Source organism: Streptomyces sp. NPDC060035 (assembly GCF_042736635.1).
Classification (GTDB): Bacteria; Actinomycetota; Actinomycetes; order Streptomycetales; family Streptomycetaceae; genus Streptomyces.
Genome location: NZ_JBHWVO010000021.1, coordinates 84,407 through 111,175, shown reverse-complemented (window position 1 = coordinate 111,175; position 26,769 = coordinate 84,407). Strand labels below are relative to the sequence as shown.

At 70.4% G+C, this 26,769-nt stretch carries 22 protein-coding genes; 11 read left to right on the top strand and 11 right to left on the bottom strand.

What is annotated here, in order from left to right:
- Window positions 1-9 precede the first annotated feature (9 nt).
- From ACFWBQ_RS28510 to ACFWBQ_RS28460, 11 genes are all read left to right on the top strand, one after another.
- Window positions 10-2,004: a CocE/NonD family hydrolase gene (locus ACFWBQ_RS28510; protein ID WP_385501567.1), complete on the top strand. Its 1,995-nt coding sequence runs from the start codon at window positions 10-12 to the stop codon at window positions 2,002-2,004.
- A gap of 126 nt (window positions 2,005-2,130) precedes the next feature.
- The gene (fahA, locus tag ACFWBQ_RS28505) at window positions 2,131-3,360 is read left to right on the top strand and encodes a fumarylacetoacetase (RefSeq protein WP_385501564.1); all 1,230 of its coding nucleotides are present in this window, start codon (window positions 2,131-2,133) and stop codon (window positions 3,358-3,360) included.
- Complete coding sequence (locus ACFWBQ_RS28500; RefSeq protein WP_385501561.1) at window positions 3,357-3,524, top strand: GPP34 family phosphoprotein; 168 nt, start codon at window positions 3,357-3,359, stop codon at window positions 3,522-3,524. Before fahA ends, ACFWBQ_RS28500 begins: the two co-directional genes overlap by 4 nt.
- On the top strand, window positions 3,524-3,985 hold the full coding sequence (locus ACFWBQ_RS28495) for a GPP34 family phosphoprotein (protein WP_385501559.1): 462 nt from the start codon (window positions 3,524-3,526) through the stop codon (window positions 3,983-3,985). Before ACFWBQ_RS28500 ends, ACFWBQ_RS28495 begins: the two co-directional genes overlap by 1 nt.
- Before the next feature lie 190 nt (window positions 3,986-4,175).
- On the top strand, window positions 4,176-4,946 hold the full coding sequence (locus tag ACFWBQ_RS28490; RefSeq protein ID WP_385501557.1) for a GntR family transcriptional regulator: 771 nt from the start codon (window positions 4,176-4,178) through the stop codon (window positions 4,944-4,946).
- Between the two features lie 33 nt (window positions 4,947-4,979).
- Window positions 4,980-5,207, top strand: coding sequence for a ferredoxin family protein (locus ACFWBQ_RS28485; protein WP_266533934.1), 228 nt, complete (start codon window positions 4,980-4,982; stop codon window positions 5,205-5,207).
- Window positions 5,208-5,222: 15 nt separating this feature from the next.
- Window positions 5,223-6,593: an ABC transporter substrate-binding protein gene (locus ACFWBQ_RS28480; protein ID WP_385501550.1), complete on the top strand. Its 1,371-nt coding sequence runs from the start codon at window positions 5,223-5,225 to the stop codon at window positions 6,591-6,593.
- The gene (locus ACFWBQ_RS28475; protein ID WP_385501540.1) at window positions 6,590-7,447 is read left to right on the top strand and encodes an ABC transporter permease; all 858 of its coding nucleotides are present in this window, start codon (window positions 6,590-6,592) and stop codon (window positions 7,445-7,447) included. The genes ACFWBQ_RS28480 and ACFWBQ_RS28475 overlap by 4 nt, the downstream gene beginning before the upstream one ends.
- Window positions 7,444-8,190, top strand: a complete 747-nt coding sequence (locus ACFWBQ_RS28470; RefSeq protein ID WP_385501533.1) for an ABC transporter ATP-binding protein — start codon at window positions 7,444-7,446, stop codon at window positions 8,188-8,190. Before ACFWBQ_RS28475 ends, ACFWBQ_RS28470 begins: the two co-directional genes overlap by 4 nt.
- A 5-nt stretch (window positions 8,191-8,195) precedes the next feature.
- Window positions 8,196-10,931, top strand: coding sequence for a fumarate reductase/succinate dehydrogenase flavoprotein subunit (locus ACFWBQ_RS28465; RefSeq protein WP_385501528.1), 2,736 nt, complete (start codon window positions 8,196-8,198; stop codon window positions 10,929-10,931).
- 85 nt (window positions 10,932-11,016) lie between these two features.
- A complete protein-coding gene (locus ACFWBQ_RS28460) occupies window positions 11,017-11,622 on the top strand; it encodes a Uma2 family endonuclease (RefSeq protein ID WP_385501606.1) in 606 nt (201 codons plus the stop codon).
- Window positions 11,623-11,645: 23 nt separating this feature from the next.
- On the opposite strand, the gene recQ is transcribed toward ACFWBQ_RS28460, so the two are convergent.
- The 11 genes from recQ to nuoE form a co-directional block, all read right to left on the bottom strand.
- On the bottom strand, window positions 11,646-13,688 hold the full coding sequence (gene recQ, locus ACFWBQ_RS28455) for a DNA helicase RecQ (protein WP_385501521.1): 2,043 nt from the start codon (window positions 13,686-13,688) through the stop codon (window positions 11,646-11,648).
- A 120-nt stretch (window positions 13,689-13,808) separates the two neighbouring features.
- Window positions 13,809-15,476, bottom strand: coding sequence for an NADH-quinone oxidoreductase subunit NuoN (gene nuoN, locus ACFWBQ_RS28450; RefSeq protein WP_385501515.1), 1,668 nt, complete (start codon window positions 15,474-15,476; stop codon window positions 13,809-13,811).
- Window positions 15,473-17,044, bottom strand: coding sequence for an NADH-quinone oxidoreductase subunit M (locus ACFWBQ_RS28445; protein WP_385501508.1), 1,572 nt, complete (start codon window positions 17,042-17,044; stop codon window positions 15,473-15,475). Before ACFWBQ_RS28445 ends, nuoN begins: the two co-directional genes overlap by 4 nt.
- Before the next feature lie 4 nt (window positions 17,045-17,048).
- A complete protein-coding gene (nuoL, locus tag ACFWBQ_RS28440; protein ID WP_385501502.1) occupies window positions 17,049-18,944 on the bottom strand; it encodes an NADH-quinone oxidoreductase subunit L in 1,896 nt (631 codons plus the stop codon).
- Between the two features lie 12 nt (window positions 18,945-18,956).
- A complete protein-coding gene (nuoK, locus tag ACFWBQ_RS28435; protein WP_307539564.1) occupies window positions 18,957-19,256 on the bottom strand; it encodes an NADH-quinone oxidoreductase subunit NuoK in 300 nt (99 codons plus the stop codon).
- Window positions 19,253-20,089 carry an NADH-quinone oxidoreductase subunit J gene (locus ACFWBQ_RS28430; protein WP_385501493.1) on the bottom strand — a complete coding sequence of 279 codons (837 nt, stop codon included), beginning with the start codon at window positions 20,087-20,089 and terminating at the stop codon, window positions 19,253-19,255. The genes nuoK and ACFWBQ_RS28430 overlap by 4 nt, the downstream gene beginning before the upstream one ends.
- On the bottom strand, window positions 20,086-20,682 hold the full coding sequence (gene nuoI, locus ACFWBQ_RS28425) for an NADH-quinone oxidoreductase subunit NuoI (RefSeq protein ID WP_385501489.1): 597 nt from the start codon (window positions 20,680-20,682) through the stop codon (window positions 20,086-20,088). The genes ACFWBQ_RS28430 and nuoI overlap by 4 nt, the downstream gene beginning before the upstream one ends.
- Window positions 20,675-22,075: an NADH-quinone oxidoreductase subunit NuoH gene (gene nuoH, locus ACFWBQ_RS28420; RefSeq protein ID WP_385501486.1), complete on the bottom strand. Its 1,401-nt coding sequence runs from the start codon at window positions 22,073-22,075 to the stop codon at window positions 20,675-20,677. The genes nuoI and nuoH overlap by 8 nt, the downstream gene beginning before the upstream one ends.
- A complete protein-coding gene (locus ACFWBQ_RS28415; protein ID WP_385501480.1) occupies window positions 22,072-24,579 on the bottom strand; it encodes an NADH-quinone oxidoreductase subunit G in 2,508 nt (835 codons plus the stop codon). Before ACFWBQ_RS28415 ends, nuoH begins: the two co-directional genes overlap by 4 nt.
- On the bottom strand, window positions 24,576-25,943 hold the full coding sequence (gene nuoF / locus ACFWBQ_RS28410; protein ID WP_385501471.1) for an NADH-quinone oxidoreductase subunit NuoF: 1,368 nt from the start codon (window positions 25,941-25,943) through the stop codon (window positions 24,576-24,578). The genes ACFWBQ_RS28415 and nuoF overlap by 4 nt, the downstream gene beginning before the upstream one ends.
- Window positions 25,940-26,755, bottom strand: a complete 816-nt coding sequence (gene nuoE / locus ACFWBQ_RS28405) for an NADH-quinone oxidoreductase subunit NuoE (RefSeq protein WP_385501603.1) — start codon at window positions 26,753-26,755, stop codon at window positions 25,940-25,942. The genes nuoF and nuoE overlap by 4 nt, the downstream gene beginning before the upstream one ends.
- Window positions 26,756-26,769 lie beyond the last annotated feature (14 nt).

The following is a 26,769-nucleotide window of genomic DNA, read 5'->3' as shown; positions in this document are numbered from 1 at the left end:
GGTACCGCCATGCAGATCCGCACCGAATTCCCGTACGAGACGACACACGAGGACCTCTACATCCCTCTGTCGGACGGCACCCAGCTGTACGCGCGGATCTGGCGGCCGGTCACCGACGAACCGGTGCCCGCGCTGCTGGAGTACCTGCCCTACCGGCTGAGCGACTGGACGGCCCCGCGGGACCGGCAGCGCCACCCCTGGTACGCGGGCCACGGCTACGCCTCCGTACGGGTCGATGTGCGCGGGCACGGCAACAGCGAGGGCATGCCGGGCGACGAGTACGACGCGACGGAGCTCGCCGACGGGGTGGCCGTGGTGCACTGGCTCGCCCAGCAGGAGTGGTGCTCGGGCCGGGTCGGTATGTTCGGCATCTCCTGGGGCGGCTTCAACTCCCTCCAGATCGCCGCCCTGGCCCCGGAGCCCCTGAAGGCGATCGTCACCGTCTGCTCGGCCGACGACCGCTACGACAACGACGTCCACTACATGGGCGGCTCCGTTCTCGCCGTCGACATGCACGCCTGGGCCGCCACCATGCTGGCCTTCGTCTCCCGTCCGCCGGACCCGGCGGACGTCGGCGACGACTGGAAGGACATGTGGCTGAAGCGGCTCGAGACCGTCGACCCGTTCATCCATACGTGGCTGGCGCACCAGACCCGTGACGACTACTGGAAGCACGGCAGCGTCTGCGAGGACTACGGCGCCATCAAGGCCAGCGTCCTGGCGGTCGGCGGCTGGCACGACCCGTACCGCGACACCGTCCTGAGGCTCGTGGAGCACCTGGACCCGGCGAAGGTGCGCGGGCTGATCGGCCCCTGGTCGCACCAGTACCCGGACCGGGGGCTGCCCCCGGGGCCCGCGATCGGCTTCCTGCAGGAGACCCTGCGCTGGTGGGACCAGCACCTCAAGAACAAGGACACCGGGGTGATGAACGAGCCGCTGCTGCGGTCCTGGATCAGCGGCTCGCACCGTCCCGCCACGGTCTACGAGACGCTGCCCGGCCGGTGGGTCGGCGACGCGCAGTGGCCTTCGGAGAACGTCGTGCCGGTGGCGTACGCCCTCCAGGGCGGTCCGCAGATCGTCCGCTCGCCGCAGCAGACCGGGCTGGACGCGGGCCGTTTCTTCCCCTTCGGCAACGATGCCGACCTGCCCCCCGACCAGCGCGACGAGGACGCCAAGTCGGTGTGCTTCGAATTCCCCGTCGCAGCCGCCCCCATCGAGATCCTCGGCAGGCCCCGGGTGAAGCTCCGCATCCTGATGGACGTGCCGCGCGGCCAGGCGATCGCCCGGCTGTGCGACGTGGCCCCGGACGGCGCCTCGACCCTGGTGACCCGTGGCGTCCTGAATCTGTCGGCGCGCCACGGGCGGGACCGGTCGGAGGACTGGCCCGTCGGCGAGACCGAGGACGTGACCTTCGAGCTGAACGGCGTCGGGCACACCTTCCCGCCCGGCCACCGGATCAGGCTCGCCGTCTCGTCCTCGTACTGGCCGTGGATCTGGCCCCAGGCCGGCTCGGCGGGCTTCACCCTCGACGCGGACGGCAGCCTCGTCGAACTCCCGGTGCGCAGGCACACCGAGGACCCGGCGATCACCTTCGGCGAACCGGAGCAGTCGGAGCCGCTCGGTGTCGTCTTCCCGGTCACCCTCGACGAGCAGCGCCCGGAGCGTGTGGTGGTCCGCGATGTCGCCAAGGGCGAATGGCGCCTGGACGTCGACCCGCGCTACGGCGGTACGCGTGTCTACCCGGACGGACTCGAGTTCACCGAGGAAGCGGTCGAGACGTACACGATCCGCGAGGACGACCCGCTCTCGGCCGGTGCCAGATCGGACTGGAGGATCCGGCTGCACCGGCCGGAGATGTCCTGGGACGTGCGGATCGAGTCGCGTTCGGAAACGAGCGCGGACGAGGACGACTTCATCACGTCCAACGAGGTGGTGTGCAAGGACGGGGACGAGATCGTCTTCCACCGGACCTGGGAGAAGAGGATCCCGCGCACGGCAGGGTGAAGGTGGCGGCCATACGGGAGTACGACGGAACTTTCCGGGCATTACGCACAGTTGAGACACTGCCGTCGGGTGTCACCGCCGACGTAACGTGTCCCCCAAGCGACCTGGAAAGCGAGGCAGCAACAGATGCCCGAGCAGAGCAGCCCGCTCGAACTGGCCGAGGGTGACCCCTTCGGTCCGCACAACCTTCCGTACGGAGTGTTCTCCACCCCCGAGCACCCGGACGACCGCAGGGTCGGTGTCCGCATCGGTGCCCATGTGCTGGACGCCGGAGCCGCCGCGCACGCGCTCGGTTCGCCGTATGCCCAGCTGCTGGCCAGGCCCAGCCTGATGCCGCTCCTCGCGGCGGGCCGCACCGCCTGGCGGGACGTGCGCCGCGCGCTCACCGCCTGGGTGACGGTCCCGGCGCACCGAGCGGACATAGAGCCCCTGCTGCACCCGGTGGACGCGGTGACGATGCACCTGCCGTACGAGGTCGCGGACTACGTCGACTTCTACGCCAGCGAGCACCACGCCACCAACGTCGGGAGGATCTTCCGGCCCGACGGTGTGGCCCTCACCCCCAACTGGAAGCACCTGCCGATCGGTTACCACGGGCGGGCGGGCACGGTCGTCGTCTCCGGTACGGAGGTGGTGCGCCCCTGCGGGCAGCGCAAGGCGCCCACCGACCCGGCCCCCGTCTTCGGACCTTCGGTGAAGCTGGACATCGAGGCCGAGGTCGGTTTCGTCGTCGGCGTGCCCTCGCAGCAGGGCGCCCCGGTCGCACTCGCCGACTTCCGCGAGCACGTCTTCGGTCTCTGCCTGCTCAACGACTGGTCGGCGCGGGACATCCAGGCCTGGGAGTACGTGCCGCTCGGCCCGTTCCTGGGCAAGTCCTTCGCCACCTCCGTCTCGGCGTGGGTGACCCCGCTGGAGGCCCTGGACGCGGCCCGTACGACGCCGCCCGCCCGGGACTTCGAGCTGCTCCCCTACCTGGACGACGCGGGCGACGAGGAGCCGGGCGGCTTCGACATCCGCATCTCGGTCGCGATCAACGGACAGCCGGTCTCCGAACCGCCGTTCTCCTCCATGTACTGGACCGCGGCCCAGCAGCTGGCGCAGATGACGGTGAACGGCGCGTCTCTGCGCACGGGTGACCTGTACGGCTCCGGCACCGTCAGCGGCGCCGAGCCCGGCGAGCGCGGCTCCCTGCTCGAACTCACCTGGAACGGCCGCGATCCGCTGGACCTCCCCGAGGGCAAGCGGACGTTCCTGGAGGACGGCGACACGGTCACGCTGACCGCATGGGCCCCCGGGCCGCACGGAACGCGCGTCGGCCTCGGGGAGGTCACCGGCCGGATCGTGCCCGCGCTGTGAACGACCGGCCGACGCTCCCCGAGGAACTGTTGCTGCTCGCCCTGGACCCCGTGCGGGGCAAGCCGCTGCGCTCCGGGAAGTTCCTGGAGTACGGCATGGCCGGTGCCGTTCCGGCCGAGCTGGAGCTGCAGGGACGGATCACGGAGGAGCGCGGCCGGGTGTAATGGTGAATCCGCCGGACCCGCTGCTCGCGGTGTTCCTGCGCAGCCTGCCGCCGCCGGGCAGGAGCCGGTTCCGCGCGGGCCTGTCCGCCAGGCGCCGGGTCCGGCGGTCCGGGCGGCAGGCCGAGGGCCTCTGTCTCGACGACCTGGTCGAGCGCGGCGTCCTGCGCAGACAGACCCGCCGGTTCCTCGGGCTGCTGCCGTACCACCGCCACCCCGCGGGCCCCGGAGGCCTGTCGGCACACATACGGGAACACTTCGCAGCGGCCGGCGAGGCGGGCTGCCCCGACCGCCGCGACAGGCTGCCGGCGGCTCCGGCCGCGGCGGTCGGGCTGCCGTCGGTGGTCGCGCGCGGGGAGCGACGGGCCCGCTCGGCGACGCGGGCACTGGCCCGCCAGTGGTGTCCGGCACTGGCCGTGTACCGCAATGCAAGCCAGGACAAGGCCGGTCGGAACGCGGGCTGAGGTGCGGCGACGGAGGCCGGGGCGAGGACCGCGACTGACGCCCCGGGTGTCCGAGGGGTGGTCGTCCCGGGTGGCAGATCTTCGTCACCCAGGAGAAAAGCCACAGGTCACAGCCTTACGCCCCGACGTCCCAAGTGGCGCAACACTGCGGCAACACCATCGCGTGGACCCCGTCGGTATGGTCCAGCGCATGCCAGCCGATCGCATCCGTGAGCACACCGTGCCCGTCGCCGCCGCCCGCCGGCGCCGGCTGCGCGCGGACCATGCCCGGCTGCTGGCCGACCTGCTGCGCCACCAGGTGCGCACCGGCGGATTTCCCGGTGGCGTGCTGCCCTTCGAGGACACCATCGGCGCCGACTACCGCGTCTCCCGCAACACCGTCCGCCAGGCCCTTGATCTGCTGCGCGCCGAGGGTCTGGTGGAACGGCAGCCCGGCGTCGGCACCGTCGTCGTCAGCGAGAAGTACTCGCACGGCCTGGACCGGCTCCAGGGTCTGGCCGAGACCCTGCACGAGCACGGCCGGGTCACCAACGAGGTCCGTACCGTCGGCCCTGTGGCCGCCCCCGGACCCGTCGCGCGGCGGCTCGGGATCGCCGAGCACACGGACGTTCTCTACATCGAGCGGCGCCGGCTTCTGAACGGGCTGCCGCTGTCCCTCGACCTCACGTACATCCCGATGGACATCGGCGCCGGGCTGCTCGGCTGCGACCTGGAGAACACCGACGTCTTCCGGCTGCTGGAGTCCCTGACCGGCCAGGCGCTCGGCACCGCCGAGATCACCCTGGAGGCCGTCAACGCCGACGCGCACTCCGCCGCCGTCCTGGAGACGCCGCACGGCGCCGCCGTCCTGATGCTGGAACGGCTCACTCATCTCTGTGACGGGCGGCCCGTGGACCTGGAGTTCATCCGGTTCCGCGGTGACCGCATCAGCATGAGCGGCCTGCTGCACAGGTCCGACTGAGACCCCTCCTCCCCTTCCATCCTGGAGACCGCCATGCCTTTGGCGCCCCAGCGGGCCGACGTGCCCGTGACCATCGACGAGTCGAAGTGCATCGACGGCTGCACCCTCTGCGTCGACATGTGCCCCCTCGACTCCCTGGCCATCAACCCGGACAGCGGCAAGGCGTTCATGCATGTCGACGAGTGCTGGTACTGCGGCCCGTGCGCGGCCCGGTGTCCCACCGACGCGGTCACGGTCAACATGCCCTATCTCCTCCGGTGAAAGGCCCCTCCTCCCATGCGAAGCACGGTAATCCGCGCCGGCGCCCTGCTCACCACCACCCTGCTCGTCCCGCTCACCGCGGGCTGCGGCGGCGAGGCGAGCGCGGGTGACGGCGACACGGTCACGGTGACCGTCGGCTATCAGTCCAGGACGATCAACACCGTCACGGCCGGCACCCTGCTGCGGTCCCTCGGCTACTTCGAGGACGAACTCCGGGCCCGCGGCGAGCGGGACGGTGTCACGTACAAGGTGAAGTGGCAGGACTACGCGACCGGCGCGCCGATCACCGCCCAGATGACCGCCGGGAAGATCGACATCGGCTCGATGGGCGACTTCCCCCTGCTGATCAACGCGGCGCGCGGCAAGCAGCTGAAACGCCCCACCAAGCTCGTCTCGGTCACCGGGTACAACCTGCGCGGCGGCCTCAACACCGTGGTGACCGCGCCCGGTTCGGACCTCGACTCGCTGGAGGACCTGCGCGGCAAGAAGGTCTCCACGAGCGTCGGGTCGGCCGCGGACGGGACCCTCGTCCGCGCGCTCCAGCAGGCCGGGATCGACGCGGAGAAGGACATCCGCAAGCTCAACCAGCAGCCTGCGGTGGGTGCGTCCGCCCTCCAGGCAGGCAGCGTGGACGCCCTGTCGCAGTTCGTGGCCTGGCCCGGACTGCTGGCCTTCCAGGGCCGGGCGAAGGCCCTCTACGACGGGGCGGAACTGAATCTTCCGACCTTCCACGGGGTCACCGTCCGCGAGGAGTTCGCGAAGAGCCGGCCCGCCGTGCTCGAGGACTTCCTGCGGGCGCAGGGCCGGGCGACCGACTACCTGCACGAGCACCCCGTGGCGTCGTCCGAATCGGTCGCGAAGGCCACCGGACTGCCGGCCGAGGTCGTGCACCTCTACAACGGCTCCCAGGGCATCGCGACGTTCGACACGACGGTGAAGCCCGCACTGGTGGCGGCGCTCAAGAAGGACGTCCCCGTGCTGCGCTCGGCGAAGCTGGTCGGTGACGTGGACGTGGACGACTTCGTCGACGAGCAGTACGTGAAGCGGGCGTACGGCTCCGCCTACGCGAAGGCGCGGGCGGCCGGTCCGCCCGCCGCGCGGGGCGGCGAGGTCTGGCTGAAGGGCAAGGACACCACGTCGGCGTTCGCCACCCCCACGGAGGTCCTGCGGTTCGCCGCCGCACACCGGGGGCAGGTCCGCGCCGCGTACGTCCCCGACGCGTCGACCGGGACGCTGTGGTTCGCCGACCGGGCGGTCTGGGTGTCCGAGGGCGACGGACTGCGGCCGTACGTCACCGGGTCCGCGGCCCGCGCCGACATCGCCGCGCACCCCGGCGCCCGGATCGTCCCGTACGCCGCCGCGCTCGAACGGGCCCGCGTCTCATGAGCGGCCGGTGGTCGATCGTGCTGCGGGCCCTGTCGCTGGTGGCCGCACTGGGGATCTGGCAGCTGCTGACGGCCTACGACATCAATCTGTGGCTGCGCTTCGAGCAGTTCCCGACGGTCACCGATGTGGCCCGCGCCTTCGGCGACCGGCTCGGCAGCGACGCGTACTGGCAGGACCTCACCGACAGCCTGACCCGGATCGTCACCGGCTTCGCCCTGGCCGCCGTCCTGGGCATCACGGTCGGTACGGCCGTCGCCCGCTCCCGGCTGGCCTCCGATCTTCTGGGCCCCGTCCTCGAAGTGATACGCCCGGTCCCGGCCATCGCGCTGGTGCCGGTGGCGATCCTGCTGTTCCCCAGCAACGAGCAGGGGATCGTCTTCATCACGTGCACCGCGGCGTTCTTCCCCGTCATGGTCTCCACCCGGCACGCGGTGCGTGCGCTCACCCCGGTGTGGGAGGAGGCGGTCCTGACGATGGGCGGCGGCCGGTGGCGGATCCTGGGATCCGTCGTCCTGCCCGGCGCGCTCCCCGGCATCCTGGGCGGGCTCTCCGTCGGCATCGGGGTGTCGTGGATCTGTGTGATCTCCGCCGAGATGATCTCCGGCGAGTACGGAGTCGGGTACCGCACCTGGCAGGACTACACGGTCGTCGACTACCCGGGTGTCTTCGTCGGCATGGCCACGATCGGCCTGCTCGGCTGGATCACCTCGACGGCGGTGGAACTGCTGGGCCGCAGGCTCACGCGGTGGCTGCCGCGTACGGAGGGCCGTCCCCCGTCCCCCGTACGGCACCGGCCGGCCCTTCCCCCGGCGGCCGCGCCGTCCCCCCTGGCGAAGGAGCGGGTGCACCCATGACCACCACCACGTCCCCGGGCGTCAGGCTCACCCTGCGCGGTGCCGTGCTCGGCCGGGCCGGCGCCCCCGTGCTGGAGGGGATCGACCTCGATGTCGTACCCGGTGAGATCCTCGCCGTCGTCGGCCCGTCCGGCTGCGGCAAGTCCACACTGCTGCGCACCCTCGCCGGGCTGCTGCCCGCGCTGGGCGGCGAGGTCACCCAGGACGGCGAGGCGATCACCGCACCGCGCGCCGAGCGGGCCCTCGTCTTCCAGGACGACGCGCTGCTGCCGTGGCGCACGGTGCGGGCCAATGTCGAACTGCCCCTGGCCATCCGGGGCGTCGCCCGCGCCGAGCGCAGGCGCCGGGCCGAGTCCTGGCTGGCCCGGGTCGGCCTGGACGACCACGGGGCGAAGCTTCCGCACCGCGTCTCGGGCGGCCAGCGCCAGCGTGTGCAGCTGGCCCGCGCGCTGGCGGCCGAGCCTCGCGCGGTCCTGATGGACGAGCCCTTCGGCGCGCTGGACGCCCAGACCAGGTCCGGGATGCAGCAGCTGCTCGTCGACGTCCTGCACGGTACGGGCGCCACCGTCGTCTTCGTCACGCACGACGTGGACGAGGCCCTGTTCCTCGGCGACCGGGTGGCGCTGCTGCCCACCGGGCGCGTCCTGGACGTACCGCGTCCGCGCGAACGCGCCGCGCATGCCGACCCGGCGACCGTCGCGCTGCGCCGCGAGGTCCTCGAATCACTCACTCCCGCCCACTGAAAGGCATGACCGTGCAGATCCCCGCCCTCGCCGACGCCGAGGAACTCTCCTGCGACGTACTGGTCGTCGGGGGCGGCACGGCCGGCACCATGGCAGCCCTCACCGCCGCCGAGCACGGCGCGTCCGTCGTGCTGCTGGAGAAGGCGCACGTCCGGCACTCGGGCGCCCTCGCCATGGGCATGGACGGCGTCAACAACGCCGTGATCCCGGGCCGGGCCGAACCCGACGACTACGTCGCCGAGATCACCCGCGCCAACGACGGCATCGTCGACCAGTCCACCGTCCGCCGGACGGCGGAGCTCGGCTTCTCGATGGTGCAGCGGCTGGAGTCGTACGGGGTGAAGTTCGAGAAGGACGAGCACGGGGAGTACGCCGTCCGCCAGGTGCACCGCTCCGGTGCGTACGTGCTGCCGATGCCCGAGGGCAAGGACGTCAAGAAGGTCCTCTACCGGCAGCTGCGGCGCCGCGAGATGCGGGAGCGGATCCGGATCGAGAACCGGGTGATGCCGGTCCGGATCCTCACCGGCGACGACGGCCGGGCGATCGGGGCCGCGGGCTTCAACACCCGTACCGGAGCGTTCGTCACGGTCCGCGCCGGGGCCGTCGTCCTGGCCACCGGGCCGTGCGGACGGCTCGGACTGCCCGCGTCCGGCTATCTCTACGGGACGTACGAGAACCCCACCAACGCCGGTGACGGCTACGCGATGGCCTACCACGCGGGCGCCGAGCTGACCGGTATCGAGTGCTTCCAGATCAACCCGCTGATCAAGGACTACAACGGCCCGGCCTGCGCCTACGTCGCGAATCCGTTCGGCGGCTACCAGGTGAACCGGCACGGCGAACGCTTCGTCGACTCCGACTACTGGTCGGGGCAGATGATGGCGGAGTTCGCGGCGGAGGTCGCCTCGGACCGGGGGCCGGTGTACCTGAAGCTGAGCCACCTCCCCGAAGAGTCCGTCAGCGCGTTGGAGGACATCCTGCACACCACGGAACGGCCGACCCGCGGCACGTTCCACGCGAACCGGGGCCATGACTACCGCACCCACGACATCGAGATGCACATCTCCGAGATCGGCCTGTGCGGCGGCCATTCCGCCTCCGGCGTCCGGGTCGACGACCACGCCCGTACGACGGTGCCGCGCCTGTACGCCGCCGGGGACCTGGCCTGCGTCCCGCACAACTACATGATCGGCGCCTTCGTCTTCGGCGACCTCGCGGGGGCCGATGCCTCGCAGTTCACGGCGTACGAGGGTGAGCTGCCCGCGGAGCAGCTGCGCGAGGCCCACGACCTGATCTACCGGCCGCTGCACAACCCGGAGGGGCCGCCGCAGCCCCAGGTCGAGTACAAGCTGCGCCGCTTCGTGAACGACTACGTTGCCCCGCCCAAGTCGGGGGCGCGGCTCTCGCTCGCGCTGGAGGCGTTCGAGCGGATGCGGACCGACATCGCGGAGATGGGCGCGACGACCCCGCACGAGCTGATGCGGTGCGCCGAAGTGAGCTTCATCCGGGACTGCGCGGAGATGGCGGCGCGCTCCTCGCTGGCCCGCACGGAGTCCCGCTGGGGTCTGTACCACGAGCGTACGGACCATCCCGAGCGTGACGACGCGGACTGGTTCCACCACCTGGACCTGCGTAAGTCCGCTTCGGGGGCGATGGAGTTCACGGCCCGGCCGGTGGCTCCCTACCTCGTGCCCGTGGAGGGCTTCGCCCCGGTGGGCGGGGCCTCACGCGAGATCGGCGAGGTGGAGCCGGAGCAGGTCGCCACGGCGGGGCGGCGGGACGTGGCCCCGTCGTCCGGCTCCCGGACCGAGGCGGCCCCGGCGCCCTCCGCCACTGCCCCGGCGCCGTCCGGCCCCTCCCCCCGCATCCTGGAACTCCTCGCGCTCGCCGACGACCAGCCGGACCTGCCGGCCCTCGCCCCGTACCTGGCCGACGCGGACCCGGCGGTCCGCCGGGCCGCCGTGGCGGCGCTCACCGAGTCGACGCCACAGGGTGCGGGTCCGGCGCTGGCCGTGACACTCGCCGACCCGGCGCCGTCGGTGCGTGCGGCGGCCGCCGCCTCACTGCGGGAGCTGGTCGAGGTACTGCAGGCCGAACCGGCCCTGCGCGAACCGCTGGTGACGGCGCTGGGCTCGGACGACCCGGTCGTACGGTCCACCGCGCTGGACACCCTGCGGGCGCTGCGGCTGGGGGACGCGGACCTGTACGCGCGCACACTCGACGACCCGGTCATCGACGTGCGGCTGCACACCGTCCGGGCTCTCGTCTCGGTGGACGCGGTGGAGGCCCTGGCGGCGGCTGCGGCCGATCCGTCCCGCGAGGTCCGGGTGGCCGTCGCGAAGGGGCTGGCCGCCACGCACTCCCCCGCCCCCCAGCCGCTCGCCCCGCTGCTGGAGGACGGGGACGCGCTGGTCCGCGCCGCCGCCCTGGCCGCGCTCGCGGCGACGGGGTGCCCGGCGCCGTACGCCGCGACGGCGGTCACGGCCCTCTCCGATCCGGCCTGGCAGGTCCGCGCGGGGGCGGCGACGGCGCTCTCCTCGGCGGACCCGGGTTCCGCGATCGCCCCGCTGGCCGGGGCCCTGGGCGACCCGAACGCCGACGTACGCAAGGCGGCTGTGCTGGCTCTGCTCCACCACACGGTCCACGACGCCGCCCGGGAGGCCCTGGCCGGAGTACTCACCGACCCGGACGCGGACGTGCGCGCCTACGCGGCGAGGGGGGCGGTGGTCAACGACGCGTGAGTCGTGCACACGTTTGGGCGGCCTTGATCGGTTCCCGCCGGATACTCTGGACGGGCCCGCGAGACTCCTTCGCATGGGAGCACTGATGAGCGTCGAACCCGAGGCGTCCGAGCCGCGGTGGGCGGTCCCGCCCGCAGGCGGCTGGACCGCCGATGACCTGGACACACTCCCGAATCTGCCTCCCCACACGGAGCTGATCGACGGGAGCCTGGTTTTCGTGAGTCCGCAGACCGTTTTCCATGAGCGTGCGATCGACTACCTGAAGTGGCAGCTGCAGTCGCTCGCACCACCCGACCTGGAAGTCTTTCGCGAATTCACCATCGACGTCGACTTCCAGAACCGCCCCGAGCCCGATGTTGTCGTCGTGCATGCGGAGGCGGTCGAGAGTCTGCGGCAGACACGTTTCCCTTCGCACAGTGTGGTGCTGGCCGTCGAGGTCGTGTCCGACGAGTCCGTCACCCGTGACCGGGAGACCAAGCCCGTGAAGTACGCGCGGGCGAAGATTCCGCACTACTGGCGGGTGGAGAACCAGGACGGCCGAGCAGTCGTGTACGTCTTCGAGCTGGAACCCGCCACTGGCGCGTACACCTCCACCGGCATCTTCCACGACCGGATGAAGGTCTCCGCGCCCTTCTCCGTCGATCTCGACCTGACCGCGATCGTCACACGCCGCCGGGCGACGCCGGAGTAGACCCGTCGCCGCCCGTCACGCGCTCACTCGAACTCGGGCGGCTCCTCGTCCCAGCCGAAGTGCGTGTCCGTGTCCTGCTCCGCCCGTGCAGCCTGCACCGCCTGCGTCGGCTCAGCAGCCCGCGCGGCTTCCGGCCGCGGCGCGACCACGGCGGGCCGGGCAGCCGGTTCCGGCGCGGCGGGGGCAGGGTGGTCCGCGTCGGCGGCGACCGGCTCCGCCTCTCCCAGCCCGGCCAGCACCTCCAGGACGCCCTCCCCGTACGTCGCCAGCTTCTTCTCGCCCAGGCCGCTGATGCCGCCCAGCTCCGCGAGCGAACCGGGGCGCAGCGCGGCGATCTCCCGCAGTGTCGCGTCGTGGAAGATCACGTAGGCCGGGAGGCCCAGCTCCTTCGCCTGGGAACCGCGCCAGGCGCGCAGCGCCTCGAAGACCGGGACGGCCTCCGCCGGAAGGTCGGCCACCGCGGCGGCGGACTTGCCCTTGCGCTCGCCGCTCCTGGCCGACTTGGTCGTCGGCTTCTTCGGCTCCTTGCGCAGCAGTACCTCGCGCTCCCGGCCGAGCACGGAGCCGCTCTCCTCGGTCAGCACCAGCGTGCCGTACTCACCCTCCACCGCGAGCAGCCCCTGGGCCAGCAGCTGGCGCACCACGCCACGCCACTCCGCCTCGGCCAGCTCCTCGCCGATGCCGAAGACCGAGAGCTGGTCGTGGTCGAACTGGATGATCTTCGCGGTCTTGCGGCCCAGCAGGATGTCGATGATCTGGCCGGCCCCGAACTTCTGCCCGCGCTCCCGCTTCAGCCGGACCACGGTGGACAGCAGCTTCTGCGCGACCACCGTGCCGTCCCAGGTCTCGGGCGGGGTGAGGCAGGTGTCGCAGTTGCCGCAGCTCTCGGAGCCGGGCTCCTGGCCGAAGTACGTCAGGAGCTGGGCACGGCGGCACTGGACGGTCTCGCAGAGCGCCAGCATCGAGTCGAGGTGCGAGGCGGCCCGGCGCCGGAACGCCTCGTCGCCCTCACCGCCCTGGATCAGCTTGCGCTGCTGGACGACGTCCTGGAGTCCGTACGCCATCCAGGCCGTCGACGGCGCACCGTCACGGCCGGCACGTCCTGTCTCCTGGTAGTAGCCCTCGACGGACTTCGGCAGGTCGAGGTGGGCGACGAAGCGCACGTCGGGCTTGTCGATGCCCATGCCGAAGGCGATGGTCGCGACGACGACCAGGCCCTCCTCGCGCAGGAAGCGCGACTGGTGCTCCGCACGCATCGCCGCGTCCAGGCCGGCGTGGTACGGCACGGCCTCGATGCCGTTGCGGCAGAGGTACTCGGCGGTCTTCTCCGTCGAATTGCGCGAGAGGCAGTAGACGATGCCCGCGTCCCCCGCGTGCTCCTCCTTGAGGAAGGTGAGCAGCTGCTTCTTCGGGTCGGACTTCCCCACGACGCGGTACTGGATGTTGGGCCGGTCGAAGCTGGCCACGAAGTGCCTGGCCTCGGGCATGCCCAGGCGCTGGGTGATCTCCTGGTGGGTGGCGTCGGTCGCCGTGGCCGTGAGCGCGATGCGCGGTACGTCGGGCCAGCGCTCGCCCAGGACGGACAGGGCCAGATAGTCGGGGCGGAAGTCGTGGCCCCACTGGGCGACACAGTGCGCCTCGTCGATCGCGAAGACGGAGATCTCACCGCGGGCCAGCAGCGAGAGGGTGGAGTCCAGGCGCAGCCGCTCCGGGGCCAGATACAGCAGGTCCAGCTCGCCCGCCAGGAACTGGGCCTCCATCGAGCGGCGCTCGTCGAAGTCCTGCGTGGAGTTCATGAAGCCGGCACGGACGCCGAGCGCCCGCAGGGCATCCACCTGGTCCTGCATGAGCGCGATCAGCGGGGAGATCACGATGCCGGTACCCGGCCTGACCAGGGCGGGGATCTGGTAGCAGAGGGACTTGCCGCCGCCGGTGGGCATGAGCACGACCGCGTCGCCACCGGCGACCACATGGTCGATGACCGCACCTTGCTCGCCGCGGAACGTCTCGTACCCGAACACCCGGTGCAGCGTCTGCTGCGCCGCGCTCTCGGTCGTCACACCCATGGTTCCGCCCGTCCGTTCCGTCCTGCACCCGTCCACAGCAACCATAGGCGCCACCTACGACAACGCCGGACGGGCTTGACTTCCAGGGCCCGTCCGGCGTTGTCGTACTGCTCCTGTGCGCTACCGCACGAAGACTCCCGCCTGGCTCGCCAGGTCCAGGAAGTACTGCGGGGCCAGGCCCAGCACCAGGGTGACCGCGACACCGACCGCGATCGTCGTCATCGTCAGCGGGGACGGGACGGCGACCGTGGGGCCGTCGGCCTTCGGCTCGCTGAAGAACATCAGGACGATGACGCGGATGTAGAAGAACGCGGCGATGGCCGACGAGATCACACCCACCACCACCAGGCCGCCCGCACCGCCGTCCGCCGCCGCCTTGAAGACGGCGAACTTGCCGGAGAAGCCCGAGGTGAGCGGGATACCGGCGAAGGACAGCAGGAACACGGCGAAGACCGCCGCGGTCAGCGGCGAGCGCCGTCCGAGCCCGGCCCACTGCGACAGGTGCGTCGCCTCGCCCCCCGCGTCGCGCACCAGTGTGACGACGGCGAAGGCGCCGACGGTCACGAAGGAGTAGACGCCGAGGTAGAAGAGGACCGAGGAGATGCCCTCCGGGCTGGCCGCGATGACACCCGCGAGGATGAAGCCCGCGTGCGCGATCGAGGAGTAGGCCAGCAGCCGCTTGATGTCGGTCTGGGTGATCGCGACGATCGCCCCGCCCAGCATCGTGACGATCGCGACGCCCCACATGACGGGGCGCAGGTCCCAGGTGAGACCCGGCAGCACCACGTACAGCAGGCGCAGCAGAGCACCGAACGCGGCGACCTTCGTCGCTGCGGCCATGAAGCCGGTGACCGGGGTCGGTGCGCCCTGGTACACATCCGGGGTCCACATGTGGAACGGGACCGCGCCGACCTTGAACAGCAGGCCCATGAGGATCATCGCGCCGCCGATCAGCAGCAGCGCGTCGTTGCCCATCGTGTCGGCGAGCGCCGGGTCGATCTCCTGGACGGTGCCGTCCACGATGTTCGCGATACCGGCGTACGAGACGGTGCCCGCGTATCCGTAGAGCAGGGCGATCCCGAAGAGCAGGAACGCCGAGGAGAAGGCCCCGAGCAGGAAGTACTTCACCGCGGCCTCCTGCGACATCAGCCGCTTGCGGCGGGCGACGGCGCACAGGAGGTAGAGCGGGAGGGAGAAGACCTCGAGCGCGATGAAGAGGGTCAGCAGATCGTTGGCGGCCGGGAAGACCAGCATGCCCGCGACGGAGAAGAGGACCAGCGGAAAGACCTCGGTCGTGGTGAATCCGGCCTTGACCGCGGCCTTCTCGCCGTCACTGCCGGGAACCGTCCCGGCCTGTGCGGCGAAGGAGTCCACGCGGTTGCCGTGCGAAGCGGGGTCCAGGCGCCGCTCGGCGAAGGTGAAGACGGAGACCATCGAGACGAGCAGGATGGTGCCCTGCAGGAACAGGGCGGGGCCGTCGACGGCGATGGCACCCATCGCGGCGATGTGCGCGTTCTTCCCGGCGTATCCGTCGGCCGCGAGCCCCAGGACCGCGGCGAACGCGGCACCGAGGGCGACGACCGTCAGGAAGACCTGCGTGGTGTACCGGGCCCTGCGGGGGACGAAGGCCTCCACCAGGATGCCCAGAACGGCGACGCCGATCACGATCAGAACGGGCGCCAGTTGGGCGTACTCGATGGTCGGCGCGGTGAACTTGTCGCCCGTGGCAGCTGTGGTCACCCCGCCGCCCACCGTCGTCCACAGGTTGTGGACAGCTGTTGCGCTCACTTGGCGGCCTCCACCTCGGGCTGGGGGTCCTTCTTCTGTACGTCGTGCAAGGTGTGCTGCACCGCAGGGTTGACGACCTCGGTGAGCGGCTTCGGGAAGACACCCAGGAAGATCAGCAGGGCGATCAGCGGCAGGGCGACCGCCAGTTCACGGACCTTGAGGTCCGGCATGCTCCGGACCCCCTCCGTGACCGGTCCCGTCATCGTCCGCTGGTAGAGGACGAGGACGTAGAGCGCGGCGAGCACGATGCCGAGGGTGGCGACGATGCCGGCCGCCGGGTACGCGCTGAACGCGCCGACCAGGACGAGGAACTCACTGACGAACGGAGCGAGGCCGGGCAGCGAGAGCGTGGCGAGACCGCCGATCAGGAACGTCCCCGCCAGCACCGGTGCCACCTTCTGCACCCCGCCGTAGTCGGCGATGAGCCGCGAGCCGCGCCGCGTGATCAGGAATCCGGCGACCAGCATCAGCGCGGCCGTCGAGAGCCCGTGGTTGACCATGTAGAGCGTGGCACCCGACTGGCCCTGGCTCGTCATCGCGAAGATGCCGAGCACGATGAAGCCGAAGTGCGAGATCGACGCGTAGGCGATGAGCCGCTTGATGTCGCGCTGGCCGACGGCGAGCAGTGCCCCGTAGATGATGGAGATCAGCGCCAGGACGAGGATCACGGGCGTCGCCCACTTGCTGGCCTCCGGGAAGAGCTGGAGGCAGAAGCGGAGCATCGCGAAGGTGCCGACCTTGTCGACGACCGCGGTGATCAGGACGGCCACCGGGGTGGTGGCCTCGCCCATCGCGTTGGGCAGCCAGGTGTGCAGCGGCCACAGCGGGGCCTTCACCGCGAAGGCGAAGAAGAAGCCGAGGAACAGCCACCGCTCGGTGCTGCTCGCCATCTCCAGCGAGCCGTTGGCCCGGGCCTCGACGATCTCGGCGAGCGAGAAGCTCCCCGCGACCACGTAGAGCCCGATGACGGCGGCCAGCATGATGAGCCCGCCGACCAGGTTGTAGAGGAGGAACTTCACGGCCGCGTAGCTGCGTTGCGCCGCCGCGTTCTCGTCGCTGCCCGCGTGCGCCCGGTCCCCGAAGCCGCCGATGAGGAAGTACATCGGGATGAGCATGGCTTCGAAGAGGATGTAGAAGAGGAAGACGTCGGTGGCCTCGAAGGAGAGGATCACCATCGCTTCGACCATCAGGATGAGGGCGAAGAAGCCCTGGGTGGGCCTCCAGCGGGAGGATTTCGTCTCCAGGGGATCGGCGTCGTGCCAGCCGGCCAGGATGACGAAGGGGATCAGCAGCGCGGTGAGCGCGAGGAGCGCCACTCCGATGCCGTCGACCCCCAGCTCGTACCGGACGCCGAAGTCCTTGATCCAGGCGTGCGATTCGGTCAGCTGGTAGCGGTCGCCGCCCGGTTCGAAGCGGGCGAACACGATGCCCGCGAGGACGAGCGTGCCGAGCGAGACGATCAGCGCGAGCCATTTGGCCGCGGTGCGCTGTGCGGCAGGGACGGCGGCGGTGGCGATCGCGCCGATCGCCGGGAGCGCCGCCGTCGCTGTCAGGAGGGGAAAGGACATGGGATCAGACCGCCCTCATCAGCAGGGTTGCGGCGATGAGGACCGCCGCACCGCCGAACATCGAGACCGCGTAGGAGCGGGCATAGCCGTTCTGCAGCTTGCGCAGCCGGCCGGAGAGCCCGCCCATCGAGGCGGCCGTGCCGTTGACGACGCCGTCGACCAGGGTGTGGTCGACGTAGACCAGGGAGCGTGTGAGGTGCTCGCCGCCACGGACCAGGACCACGTGGTTGAAGTCGTCCTGGAGGAGGTCGCGGCGGGCGGCCCTGGTGAGCAGCGAGCCGCGCGGGGCGACGACGGGGACGGGCTTGCGCCCGTACATGGACCAGGCGATGGCGACACCGATGACGAGCACCACCATGGTGGCGGCGGTGACGGTGGTCGCGCTGACCGGTGCGTGTCCGTGGTCGTGTCCGGTGACGGGCTCCAGCCAGTGCATGAACCGGTCGCCGATGGAGAAGAAGCCTCCGGCGAAGACCGACCCGAAGGCCAGCACGATCATCGGGATCGTCATCGACTTCGGTGACTCGTGCGGGTGCGGCTCATGGCCTTCGGCATCGGGCTGCCAGCGCTTCTCGCCGAAGAACGTCAGCAGCATCACGCGCGTCATGTAGAACGCGGTGATCGCGGCGCCGAGCAGGGCGACGGAGCCGAGGATCCAGCCCTCTGTGCCGCCCTTGGCGAAGGCCGCCTCGATGATCTTGTCCTTGGAGAAGAAGCCGGACAGACCGGGGAAGCCGATGATCGCGAGGTAGCCGAGACCGAAGGTGATGAAGGTGACCGGCATGTACGTCCGCAGGCCGCCGTACTTCCGCATGTCGACCTCGTCGTTCATGCCGTGCATGACCGAACCGGCACCGAGGAAGAGACCGGCCTTGAAGAAGCCGTGCGTCACCAGGTGCATGATCGCGAAGACGTAACCGATGGGGCCGAGGCCCGCGGCCAGGATCATGTAACCGATCTGCGACATCGTCGACCCGGCGAGGGCCTTCTTGATGTCGTCCTTGGCGCAACCGACGATCGCACCGAAGAGGAGCGTGACCGCACCGACGACCACGACGACCAGCTGGGCGTCGGGTGCTCCGTCGAAGATCGCGCCGGAGCGGACGATGAGATAGACGCCCGCGGTCACCATGGTGGCGGCGTGGATGAGGGCGGAGACCGGGGTCGGGCCCTCCATCGCGTCACCGAGCCACGACTGCAGCGGCACCTGGGCGGACTTGCCGCAGGCCGCGAGGAGCAGCATCAGGCCGATCGCCGTGAGCTTGCCCTCGCCGGTGTCCTCGGCGGCTCCGAGTACCGGCCCGAAGGCGAAGGTGCCGAAGGTGGTGAACATCAGCATGATCGCGATCGACAGACCCATGTCGCCTACCCGGTTGACCAGGAAGGCCTTCTTGGCGGCGGTGGCCGCGCTGGGCTTGTGCTGCCAGAAGCCGATGAGGAGATACGACGCCAGACCGACGCCCTCCCACCCGACGTACAGAAGCAGGTAGTTGTCGGCGATGACCAGCAGGAGCATCGCCGCGAGGAACAGGTTCAGATAACCGAAGAAGCGGCGTCGGCGCTCGTCGTGCTCCATGTAGCCGATCGAGTAGATGTGGATCAGCGTGCCCACACCCGTGATCAGCAGGACGAACGTCATCGACAACTGGTCGAGCTGGAAGGCCACATCGGCCTGGAAGCCCTCGACGGGGATCCAGCTGTACAGCTTCTGGTGCAGGGCGCGGTCGCCGGCGCCCTTGCCCAGCATGTCGACGAACAGCACGACACCGACGACGAAGGACGCGGCGGCGAGCAGGGTGCCGATCCAGTGGCCGGCCCGGTCGAGCCGACGGCCACCGCACAGCAGGACCGCCGCTCCGAGCAGGGGCGCCGCGACCAGCAGCGCAATCAGGTTTTCCACGATTCCGACCCCTTACAGCTTCATCAGGCTGGCATCGTCGACCGAGGCCGAGTGGCGGGAGCGGAACAGCGACACGATGATCGCGAGCCCGACGACGACCTCAGCGGCGGCGACGACCATCGTGAAGAAGGCGATGATCTGGCCGTCGAGGTTTCCGTGCATCCGGGAGAACGCGACGAACGCGAGGTTGCAGGCATTGAGCATCAGCTCCACGCACATGAACACCACGATCGCGTTCCGCCTGATCAACACGCCGGAGGCACCGATCGTGAACAAAAGGGCCGCGAGGTAGAGGTAGTTGACCGGATTCACTTGGCGACCTCCTCCCCTTCTTCTTCGTGGTCACGGCCCAGCCGTTCCCCGGAGCGCTGTTCCAGCGCCTTGAGGTCGGCGAGCGACTCGGTCGACACGTCCCGGATCTGACCGCGCCGGCGCAGCGTCTGCATGACGGTGAGCTCGGAAGCGGTGCCGTCCGGGAGGAGCCCGGCGATGTCCACCGCGTTGTGCCGGGCGTAGACACCCGGGGCGGGAAGCGGCGGAAGGTGGTTGCTGCGCACCCGGTCCTCGGACATCTCCCGCTGCGTCTTGGCGCGTTCGGTGCGCTCGCGGTGCGTGAGCAGCATCGCGCCGACGGTCGCCGTGATCAGCAGGGCACCCGTGATCTCGAATGCGAAGACGTACTTGGTGAAGATGAGGTTGGCGAGGCCCTCGACGTTTCCGCCGTGCTGGGCGTTCGCCGCACCGAGGCCGTTGAAGCTGGTCAGGGAGGCCTGACCGATGCCGGCGATCAGCAGGACACCGAAGCCGAGTCCGCAGGCCGCGGCCAGCCAGCGCTGGCCCTTGATGGTCTCCTTCAGCGAGTCGGCCGCCGTGACGCCGACGAGCATGACCACGAAGAGGAACAGCATCATGATCGCGCCGGTGTAGACGATGATCTGGACGACGCCCAGGAAGTAGGCGCCGTTGGCGAGGTAGAAGACCGCCAGCACGATCATGGTGCCGGCGAGCGACAGTGCGCTGTGCACCGCCTTCTTCATCAGGACGGTGGAGAGCGCGCCGATGACGGCGACGGTGCCGAGCAGCCAGAACTGGACGGCCTCGGCGGTCGAGGTGGTGGAGGCCGCTGCGGCCAGACCGGAGGTCATGCGTCCACCTCCTTTTCCACTTCGCCCTTGGAGACGGCGGTCTGACGCTTCGTACCGGGCGCGGCCTCGCCCACCAGACCGCGGTAGTAGTCCTGCTCGTCCATGCCGGGGAAGATCGCGTGCGGGCTGTCGACCATGCCTTCCTCCAGCCCCGCGAGCAGCTCGTCCTTGGTGTAGATGAGGCTCTCGCGGGTGGTGTTGGCGAGCTCGAACTCGTTCGTCATCGTGAGCGCCCGGGTGGGGCACGCCTCGATGCAGAGCCCGCACAGAATGCAGCGCGCGTAGTTGATCTGGTAGACGCGGCCGTAGCGCTCCCCCGGGGAGTAGCGCTCCTCCTCGGTGTTGTCCGCGCCCTCCACGTAGATGGCGTCCGCCGGACACGCCCAGGCGCACAGCTCGCAGCCGATGCACTTCTCCAGGCCGTCGGGGTGACGGTTGAGCTGGTGCCGGCCGTGGAAGCGCGGCGCCGTCACCTTCTGCGTCTCCGGGTACTGCTCGGTCAGCCGCTTCTTGAACATGGCCTTGAAGGTCACGCCGAAGCCGGCCACAGGATTCTGGAACTTCTCCCCTGAGGGTTCTGATGACTCAGACACCGTCAGCCTCCTTTCCGTCACTCGCGTGTTCGTCACTCTGAGTATCGGGTCCGCCACTGACAACGAGCTCCCGCTCACGGCGTGGCCTGCGGCGCGGCACCGGCGGCAGGCTCTGTCCTGGCAGCGGCGGCACCGGGAATCCGCCCGCCATCGGGTCGAACGCCGGCGCCGGCCCGGCAGCCGCTTCGGCTTCCTTGGCCTTGCGGTCGCGGAAGATGTCGACGACGAAGGAGATCAGCAGGATCGCGATCACGGCCCCTGCGACGTACAGCACGATCCTCGAGAAGTCGTAGCCCTCGTTGCGCAGCGCCCTGACCGTGGCCACCAGCATCAGCCAGACCACGGAGACCGGGATCAGGACCTTCCAGCCGAGCTTCATCAGCTGGTCGTAGCGGACCCTGGGCAGGGTGCCGCGCAGCCAGATGAAGAAGAAGAGCAGCAGCTGGACCTTGATGACGAACCAGAGCATCGGCCACCAGCCGTGGTTCGCGCCCTCCCAGAAGGTGCTGATCGGGTACGGAGCCCGCCAGCCGCCCAGGAAGAGGGTCACGGAGACCGCGGAGACGGTGACCATGTTGACGTACTCGGCGAGCATGAACATCGCGAACTTGATCGAGGAGTACTCGGTGTTGAAGCCGCCGACCAGGTCGCCCTCGGACTCCGGCATGTCGAACGGGGCGCGGTTGGTCTCCCCGACCATCGTGACGATGTAGATGATGAAGGAGACCGGCAGCAGGATGATGAACCAGCGGTCCTCCTGCGCCTCCACGATCTTCGAGGTCGACATCGACCCGGAGTAGAGGAACACCGAGGCGAAGGCGGCGCCCATCGCGATCTCGTAGCTGATCATCTGGGCGCACGAGCGCAGACCGCCGAGCAGCGGGTACGTCGACCCGGAGGACCAGCCGGCCAGCACGATGCCGTAGATACCGACGGAGGCGACCGCGAGGATGTACAGCATCGCGATCGGCAGGTCGGTCAGCTGCATCGTCGTACGGTGGCCGAAGATCGAGACCTCGTTGCCGGACGGCCCGAACGGGATCACCGCGATCGCCATGAACGCCGGTGCGGCGGCAATGATCGGGGCCAGGATGTAGACGACCTTGTCGGCCCGCTTGACGATGACGTCTTCCTTCAGCATCAGCTTGATGCCGTCGGCGAGCGACTGGAGCATTCCCCAGGGGCCGTGCCGGTTCGGGCCGATGCGCAGCTGCATCCAGGCGACGACCTTGCGCTCCCACACGATGGAGAAGAGCACGGTCACCATCAGGAACGCGAAGCAGAAGACCGCCTTGACGAGGACGAGCCACCACGGGTCCGTGCCGAACATCGAGAGATCCTCGGCGGCGAGGACCGTGTCCGGTGCCGCGGCGAGTTGAGCGAGGCCGGTCACTCTCCTACCTCCGTTGTCACGACGTGGGAGCCCGGGGCGGCCGGACCGATCCGGACCAGGCCACCCGGCTGTGCTCCGGTGTCGGCGGGTACGCCCCGGCCGACGGAGTTGAGCGGCACCCACACCACCCGGTCGGGCATGTCGGTGACCGCCAGCGGGAGTTCGGTGGTGCCGGCGGGGCCGGTGACGGCCAGCAGATCGCCGTCCTTCACTCCGCTCTCGGCGGCGGTGGTGGCGGAGAGCCGTGCGACGGCCGCGTGCCGGGTTCCGGCCAGCGCCTCGTCGCCCTCCTGCAGCCGACCGCGGTCGAGCAGCATCCGGTGGCCCGCGAGTACGGCCTCGCCGTCACCGGGCCGGGGCACCGGGCGGGACGTCGCCCGCGGGTCCTCGGCGTGGGTGCCCTCCCAGCCGCCGAGCCGGTCCAGCTCGCGGCGGGCCGCCCTCAGGTCCGGCAGGGCGAGGTGTACATCGAGGGCGTCGGCCAGCATGTGCAGCACCCGCGCGTCGGTCGGGCAGAGTGTGCGCGGCAGCTGCTCGGGCTTCAGCGCCGCCTCGAACATCCGCGCCCTGCCCTCCCAGTTGAGGAACGTGCCGGACTTCTCCGCGACTGCGGCGACGGGAAGGACCACGTCGGCGCGCTCGGTGACCGCGCCGGGGCGCAGCTCCAGCGAGACCAGGAAGCCGACCTCGTCCAGCGCCTGCAGGGCCCGGGCCGGGTCGGGCAGGTCCTCGGGGTCCACACCCGCGACCAGCAGTGCGGCCAGCTCTCCCGTGACCGCGGCCTCGACCATCTGGCCGGTGTCACGGCCGAAGCGGGCGGGGAGTTCGGCGACGCCCCAGACGGACGCCACCTCCTCCCTGGCCCGCGGGTCGGTCACCGGACGGCCGCCGGGCAGCAGCGACGGGAGCGCGCCCGCCTCCACCGCGCCGCGTTCGCCGGCCCGCCGCGGAATCCACACGAGCGTGGCACCGGTGGCGGCGGCGGTCCGTACGGCGGCGGTCAGCGCTCCGGGCACCCCGGCGAGCCGTTCGCCCACCACGATCAGGGAGCCTTCGCCGCGCAGCGCCTCGGCGGCGAGGGCCCCGTCACCCTCCAGGCCGACACCGCCCGCGAGCGCGTCCAGCCACTCGGTTTCGGTGCCGGGGGCAGCGGGAAGCAGTGTGCCGCCCGCCTTCTCCAGGCCGCGCGTGGCGTGCGAGGCGAGCGCGAACGTCCGCTGCCCGTGCTTGCGGTGGGCCTTGCGGAGCCGCAGGAAGACGCCGGGCGCCTCCTCCTCGGACTCGAAGCCGGCCAGCAGGACCGCCGGAGCCTTCTCCAGCGAGGTGTACGTGACTCCGCTGCCGTCCAGGTCGCGCCCGCGTCCGGCCACCCGCGCGGCCAGGAAGTCCGCTTCCTCGTTGCTGTGGATCCGGGCGCGGAAGTCGATGTCGTTCGTGCCGAGGGCGATCCGCGCGAACTTGCTGTACGCGTAGGCGTCCTCGACGGTCAGCCGGCCGCCGGTGAGGACACCGGCCCTGCCACGGGCTGCCGCGAGACCGGTTGCCGCGGCCTCCAGTGCCTCGGGCCAGCTCGCCGCTTCGAGGACACCGTCCGCGTTGCGTACGAGCGGAGTGGTGAGCCGGTCGCGCTGCTGGGCGTAGCGGAAACCGAAACGGCCCTTGTCGCAGAGCCATTCCTCGTTGACCTCGGGGTCGTTGGAGGCGAGCCGCCGCATGACCTTGCCGCGCCGGTGGTCGGTGCGGGTCGCGCAGCCGCCCGCGCAGTGCTCGCACACCGACGGCGTCGACACGAGGTCGAAGGGCCGGGAGCGGAACCGGTACGCCGCCGAGGTGAGCGCGCCGACGGGGCAGATCTGGATGGTGTTGCCGGAGAAGTACGACTCGAAGGGGTCGCCCTGCCCGGTACCGACCTGCTGGAGCGCGCCGCGCTCGATGAGTTCGATCATCGGGTCGCCCGCCACCTGGTTGGAGAACCGGGTGCAGCGCGCGCAGAGCACGCACCGCTCGCGGTCCAGCAGCACCTGGGTGGAGATCGGCACGGGCTTCTCGAACGTGCGCTTCTTCCCGTCGAAGCGGGAGTCGGTGCCGCCGTGCGACATCGCCTGGTTCTGCAGGGGGCATTCGCCGCCCTTGTCGCAGACCGGGCAGTCCAGCGGGTGGTTGATGAGCAGAAGCTCCATCACACCCTTCTGGGCCTTCTCCGCGACCGGCGAGGTGATCTGCGACTTCACGACCATGCCGTCGGTGCACGTGATGGTGCAGGACGCCATCGGCTTGCGCTGGCCCTCGACCTCGACGATGCACTGCCGGCAGGCGCCGACCGGGTCGAGGAGCGGGTGGTCGCAGAAGCGCGGGATCTCGATGCCGAGGAGCTCGGCGGCACGGATGACCAGGGTGCCCTTGGGGACGCTGATCTCGATGCCGTCGATGGTCAGCGTGACCAGGTCCTCGGGCGGGATGGCCGCCTCGCCGCCCCCGGAGGGCGCACTCGTGGTGACTGTCATGCGTTCACCCCCCGGTGAGCGTTCTTGTCGTCGGCCCAGAGGGTCGACTTGGCGGGATCGAAGGGGCAGCCCTTGCCGGTGATGTGCTGCTCGTACTCCTCGCGGAAGTACTTCAGCGAGGAGAAGATCGGCGAGGCGGCACCGTCACCGAGGGCGCAGAAGGACTTGCCGTTGATGTTGTCGGCGATGTCGTTCAGCTTGTCGAGGTCGGCCATCTCGCCCTTGCCGGCCTCGATGTCGCGGAGCAGCTGGACGAGCCAGTAGGTGCCCTCACGGCACGGCGTGCACTTGCCGCAGGACTCGTGGGCGTAGAACTCGGTCCAGCGGGTGACCGCCCGCACCACGCAGGTGGTCTCGTCGAAGCACTGGAGCGCCTTGGTGCCCAGCATTGATCCGGCGGCGCCGACGCCCTCGTAGTCCAGCGGGACGTCGAGGTGTTCGTCGGTGAACATCGGGGTGGAGGAGCCGCCGGGGGTCCAGAACTTCAGGCGGTGGCCTTTCCGGATGCCGCCGCTCATGTCGAGCAGCTGGCGCAGGGTGATGCCGAGCGGGGCCTCGTACTGGCCGGGGCTGGTGACGTGCCCGCTGAGCGAATACAGCGTGAAGCCCGGGGACTTCTCGCTGCCCATCGACTTGAACCAGTCCTTGCCCTTGTTCAGGATCGCGGGAACCGAGGCGATGGACTCGACGTTGTTCACCACCGTGGGACAGGCGTACAGACCGGCGACCGCAGGGAAGGGGGGACGCAGCCGGGGCTGGCCGCGCCGTCCTTCGAGCGAGTCGAGCAGCGCGGTTTCCTCACCGCAGATGTACGCACCGGCACCGGCGTGCACGGTGAGTTCCAGGTCGAGCCCCGAACCCAGGACGTTCGCCCCCAGATATCCCGCCTCGTACGCCTCACGCACGGCTTCGTGCAGCCTCCGCAGCACGGGGACGACTTCACCCCGCAGATAGATGAAGGCATGCGAGGACCTGATCGCGTAACAGGCGATCACGATGCCCTCGATGAGGCTGTGCGGGTTCGCGAAGAGCAGCGGGATGTCCTTGCAGGTTCCCGGCTCCGACTCGTCGGCGTTGACGACCAGATAGTGCGGCTTGCCGTCGCCCTGCGGGATGAACTGCCACTTCATCCCGGTGGGGAAGCCGGCGCCGCCGCGCCCGCGCAGACCGGAGTCCTTGACGTACGCGATGAGGTCGTCCGGCGACATCGCCAGCGCCTTGCGCAGGCCCTCGTAGCCCTCGTGGCGCCGGTAGGTGTCCAGCGTCCAGGACTCCGGCTCGTCCCAGAAGGCGGAGAGGACCGGGGCCAGGAGTTTCTCCGGGCTGGTCCCGTTCTTGTCGATCTCGGCTGCCAAGGTCATCACTCCCCCTCCTCGGCTGCGGGCCCGGCCGGGTGCTCCGGGTCGGAGGCCGAGGTCTGCTGTGGTGCGTCATGGGAGCTGAGGTGCTCGGCGCCCTTCTGCGGCTGGTCGCGCGGCGCCTCGCCCCGCGGGGCGACCACGCGCGGCTGCGGAGCGGCCTCGCCCTTGGCCAGCTTCAGGCCGACCAGCGAGGCGGCACCCGCTCCCCCGGTCGCCGCGACGGCACCGGGGCGCTCGTCGGGGAAGCCGGCCAGGATCCGGGCCGTCTCCTTGTACGTACACAGGGGGGCGCCGCGGGTGGGTTCGACGGTCCGGCCGGCGATCAGGTCGTCGACGAGCTGCGTTGCGCTCTCCGGCGTCTGGTTGTCGAAGAACTCCCAGTTCACCATCACGACGGGCGCGAAGTCGCAGGCCGCGTTGCACTCGATGTGCTCGAGGGTGACCTTGCCGTCCTCGGTCGTCTCGTCGTTGCCGACGCCGAGGTGGTCCTTGAGCCGGTCGAAGATGGCGTCGCCGCCCATGACCGCGCACAGGGTGTTGGTGCAGACCCCGACCTGGTAGTCGCCGCTCGGCCGACGCCTGTACATCGAGTAGAAGGTGGCGACCGCGGTGACCTCGGCGGTGGTGAGGCCGAGCAGTTCGGCGCAGAACGTCATGCCCGTACGGGAGACGTACCCCTCCTCGGACTGCACGAGGTGCAGCAGCGGCAGCAGCGCGGAGCGGCTGCCGGGGTAGCGGGCGATCACCTCCTTCGCATCCGCTTCGAGCCGGGTGCGCACCTCGGCCGGGTAGGCGGGGGCGGGGAGCTGCGGCATCCCCAGGCTGACTT

Bases quoted from the DNA above. Each gene is read 5' to 3' on its own strand.
- ACFWBQ_RS28510 (WP_385501567.1), top strand. From the start codon at position 10: ATGCAGATCCGCACCGAATTCCCGTACGAGACGACACACGAGGACCTC.
- fahA (WP_385501564.1), top strand. From the start codon at position 2,131: ATGCCCGAGCAGAGCAGCCCGCTCGAACTGGCCGAGGGTGACCCCTTC.
- ACFWBQ_RS28495 (WP_385501559.1), top strand. From the start codon at position 3,524: ATGGTGAATCCGCCGGACCCGCTGCTCGCGGTGTTCCTGCGCAGCCTG.
- ACFWBQ_RS28490 (WP_385501557.1), top strand. From the start codon at position 4,176: ATGCCAGCCGATCGCATCCGTGAGCACACCGTGCCCGTCGCCGCCGCC.
- ACFWBQ_RS28485 (WP_266533934.1), top strand. From the start codon at position 4,980: ATGCCTTTGGCGCCCCAGCGGGCCGACGTGCCCGTGACCATCGACGAG.
- ACFWBQ_RS28480 (WP_385501550.1), top strand. From the start codon at position 5,223: ATGCGAAGCACGGTAATCCGCGCCGGCGCCCTGCTCACCACCACCCTG.
- ACFWBQ_RS28475 (WP_385501540.1), top strand. From the start codon at position 6,590: ATGAGCGGCCGGTGGTCGATCGTGCTGCGGGCCCTGTCGCTGGTGGCC.
- ACFWBQ_RS28470 (WP_385501533.1), top strand. From the start codon at position 7,444: ATGACCACCACCACGTCCCCGGGCGTCAGGCTCACCCTGCGCGGTGCC.
- ACFWBQ_RS28465 (WP_385501528.1), top strand. From the start codon at position 8,196: ATGACCGTGCAGATCCCCGCCCTCGCCGACGCCGAGGAACTCTCCTGC.
- ACFWBQ_RS28460 (WP_385501606.1), top strand. From the start codon at position 11,017: ATGAGCGTCGAACCCGAGGCGTCCGAGCCGCGGTGGGCGGTCCCGCCC.
- recQ (WP_385501521.1), bottom strand. From the start codon at position 13,688: ATGGGTGTGACGACCGAGAGCGCGGCGCAGCAGACGCTGCACCGGGTG.
- ACFWBQ_RS28445 (WP_385501508.1), bottom strand. From the start codon at position 17,044: ATGTCCTTTCCCCTCCTGACAGCGACGGCGGCGCTCCCGGCGATCGGC.
- ACFWBQ_RS28430 (WP_385501493.1), bottom strand. From the start codon at position 20,089: ATGACCTCCGGTCTGGCCGCAGCGGCCTCCACCACCTCGACCGCCGAG.
- ACFWBQ_RS28415 (WP_385501480.1), bottom strand. From the start codon at position 24,579: ATGACAGTCACCACGAGTGCGCCCTCCGGGGGCGGCGAGGCGGCCATC.
- nuoE (WP_385501603.1), bottom strand. From the start codon at position 26,755: ATGCCGCAGCTCCCCGCCCCCGCCTACCCGGCCGAGGTGCGCACCCGG.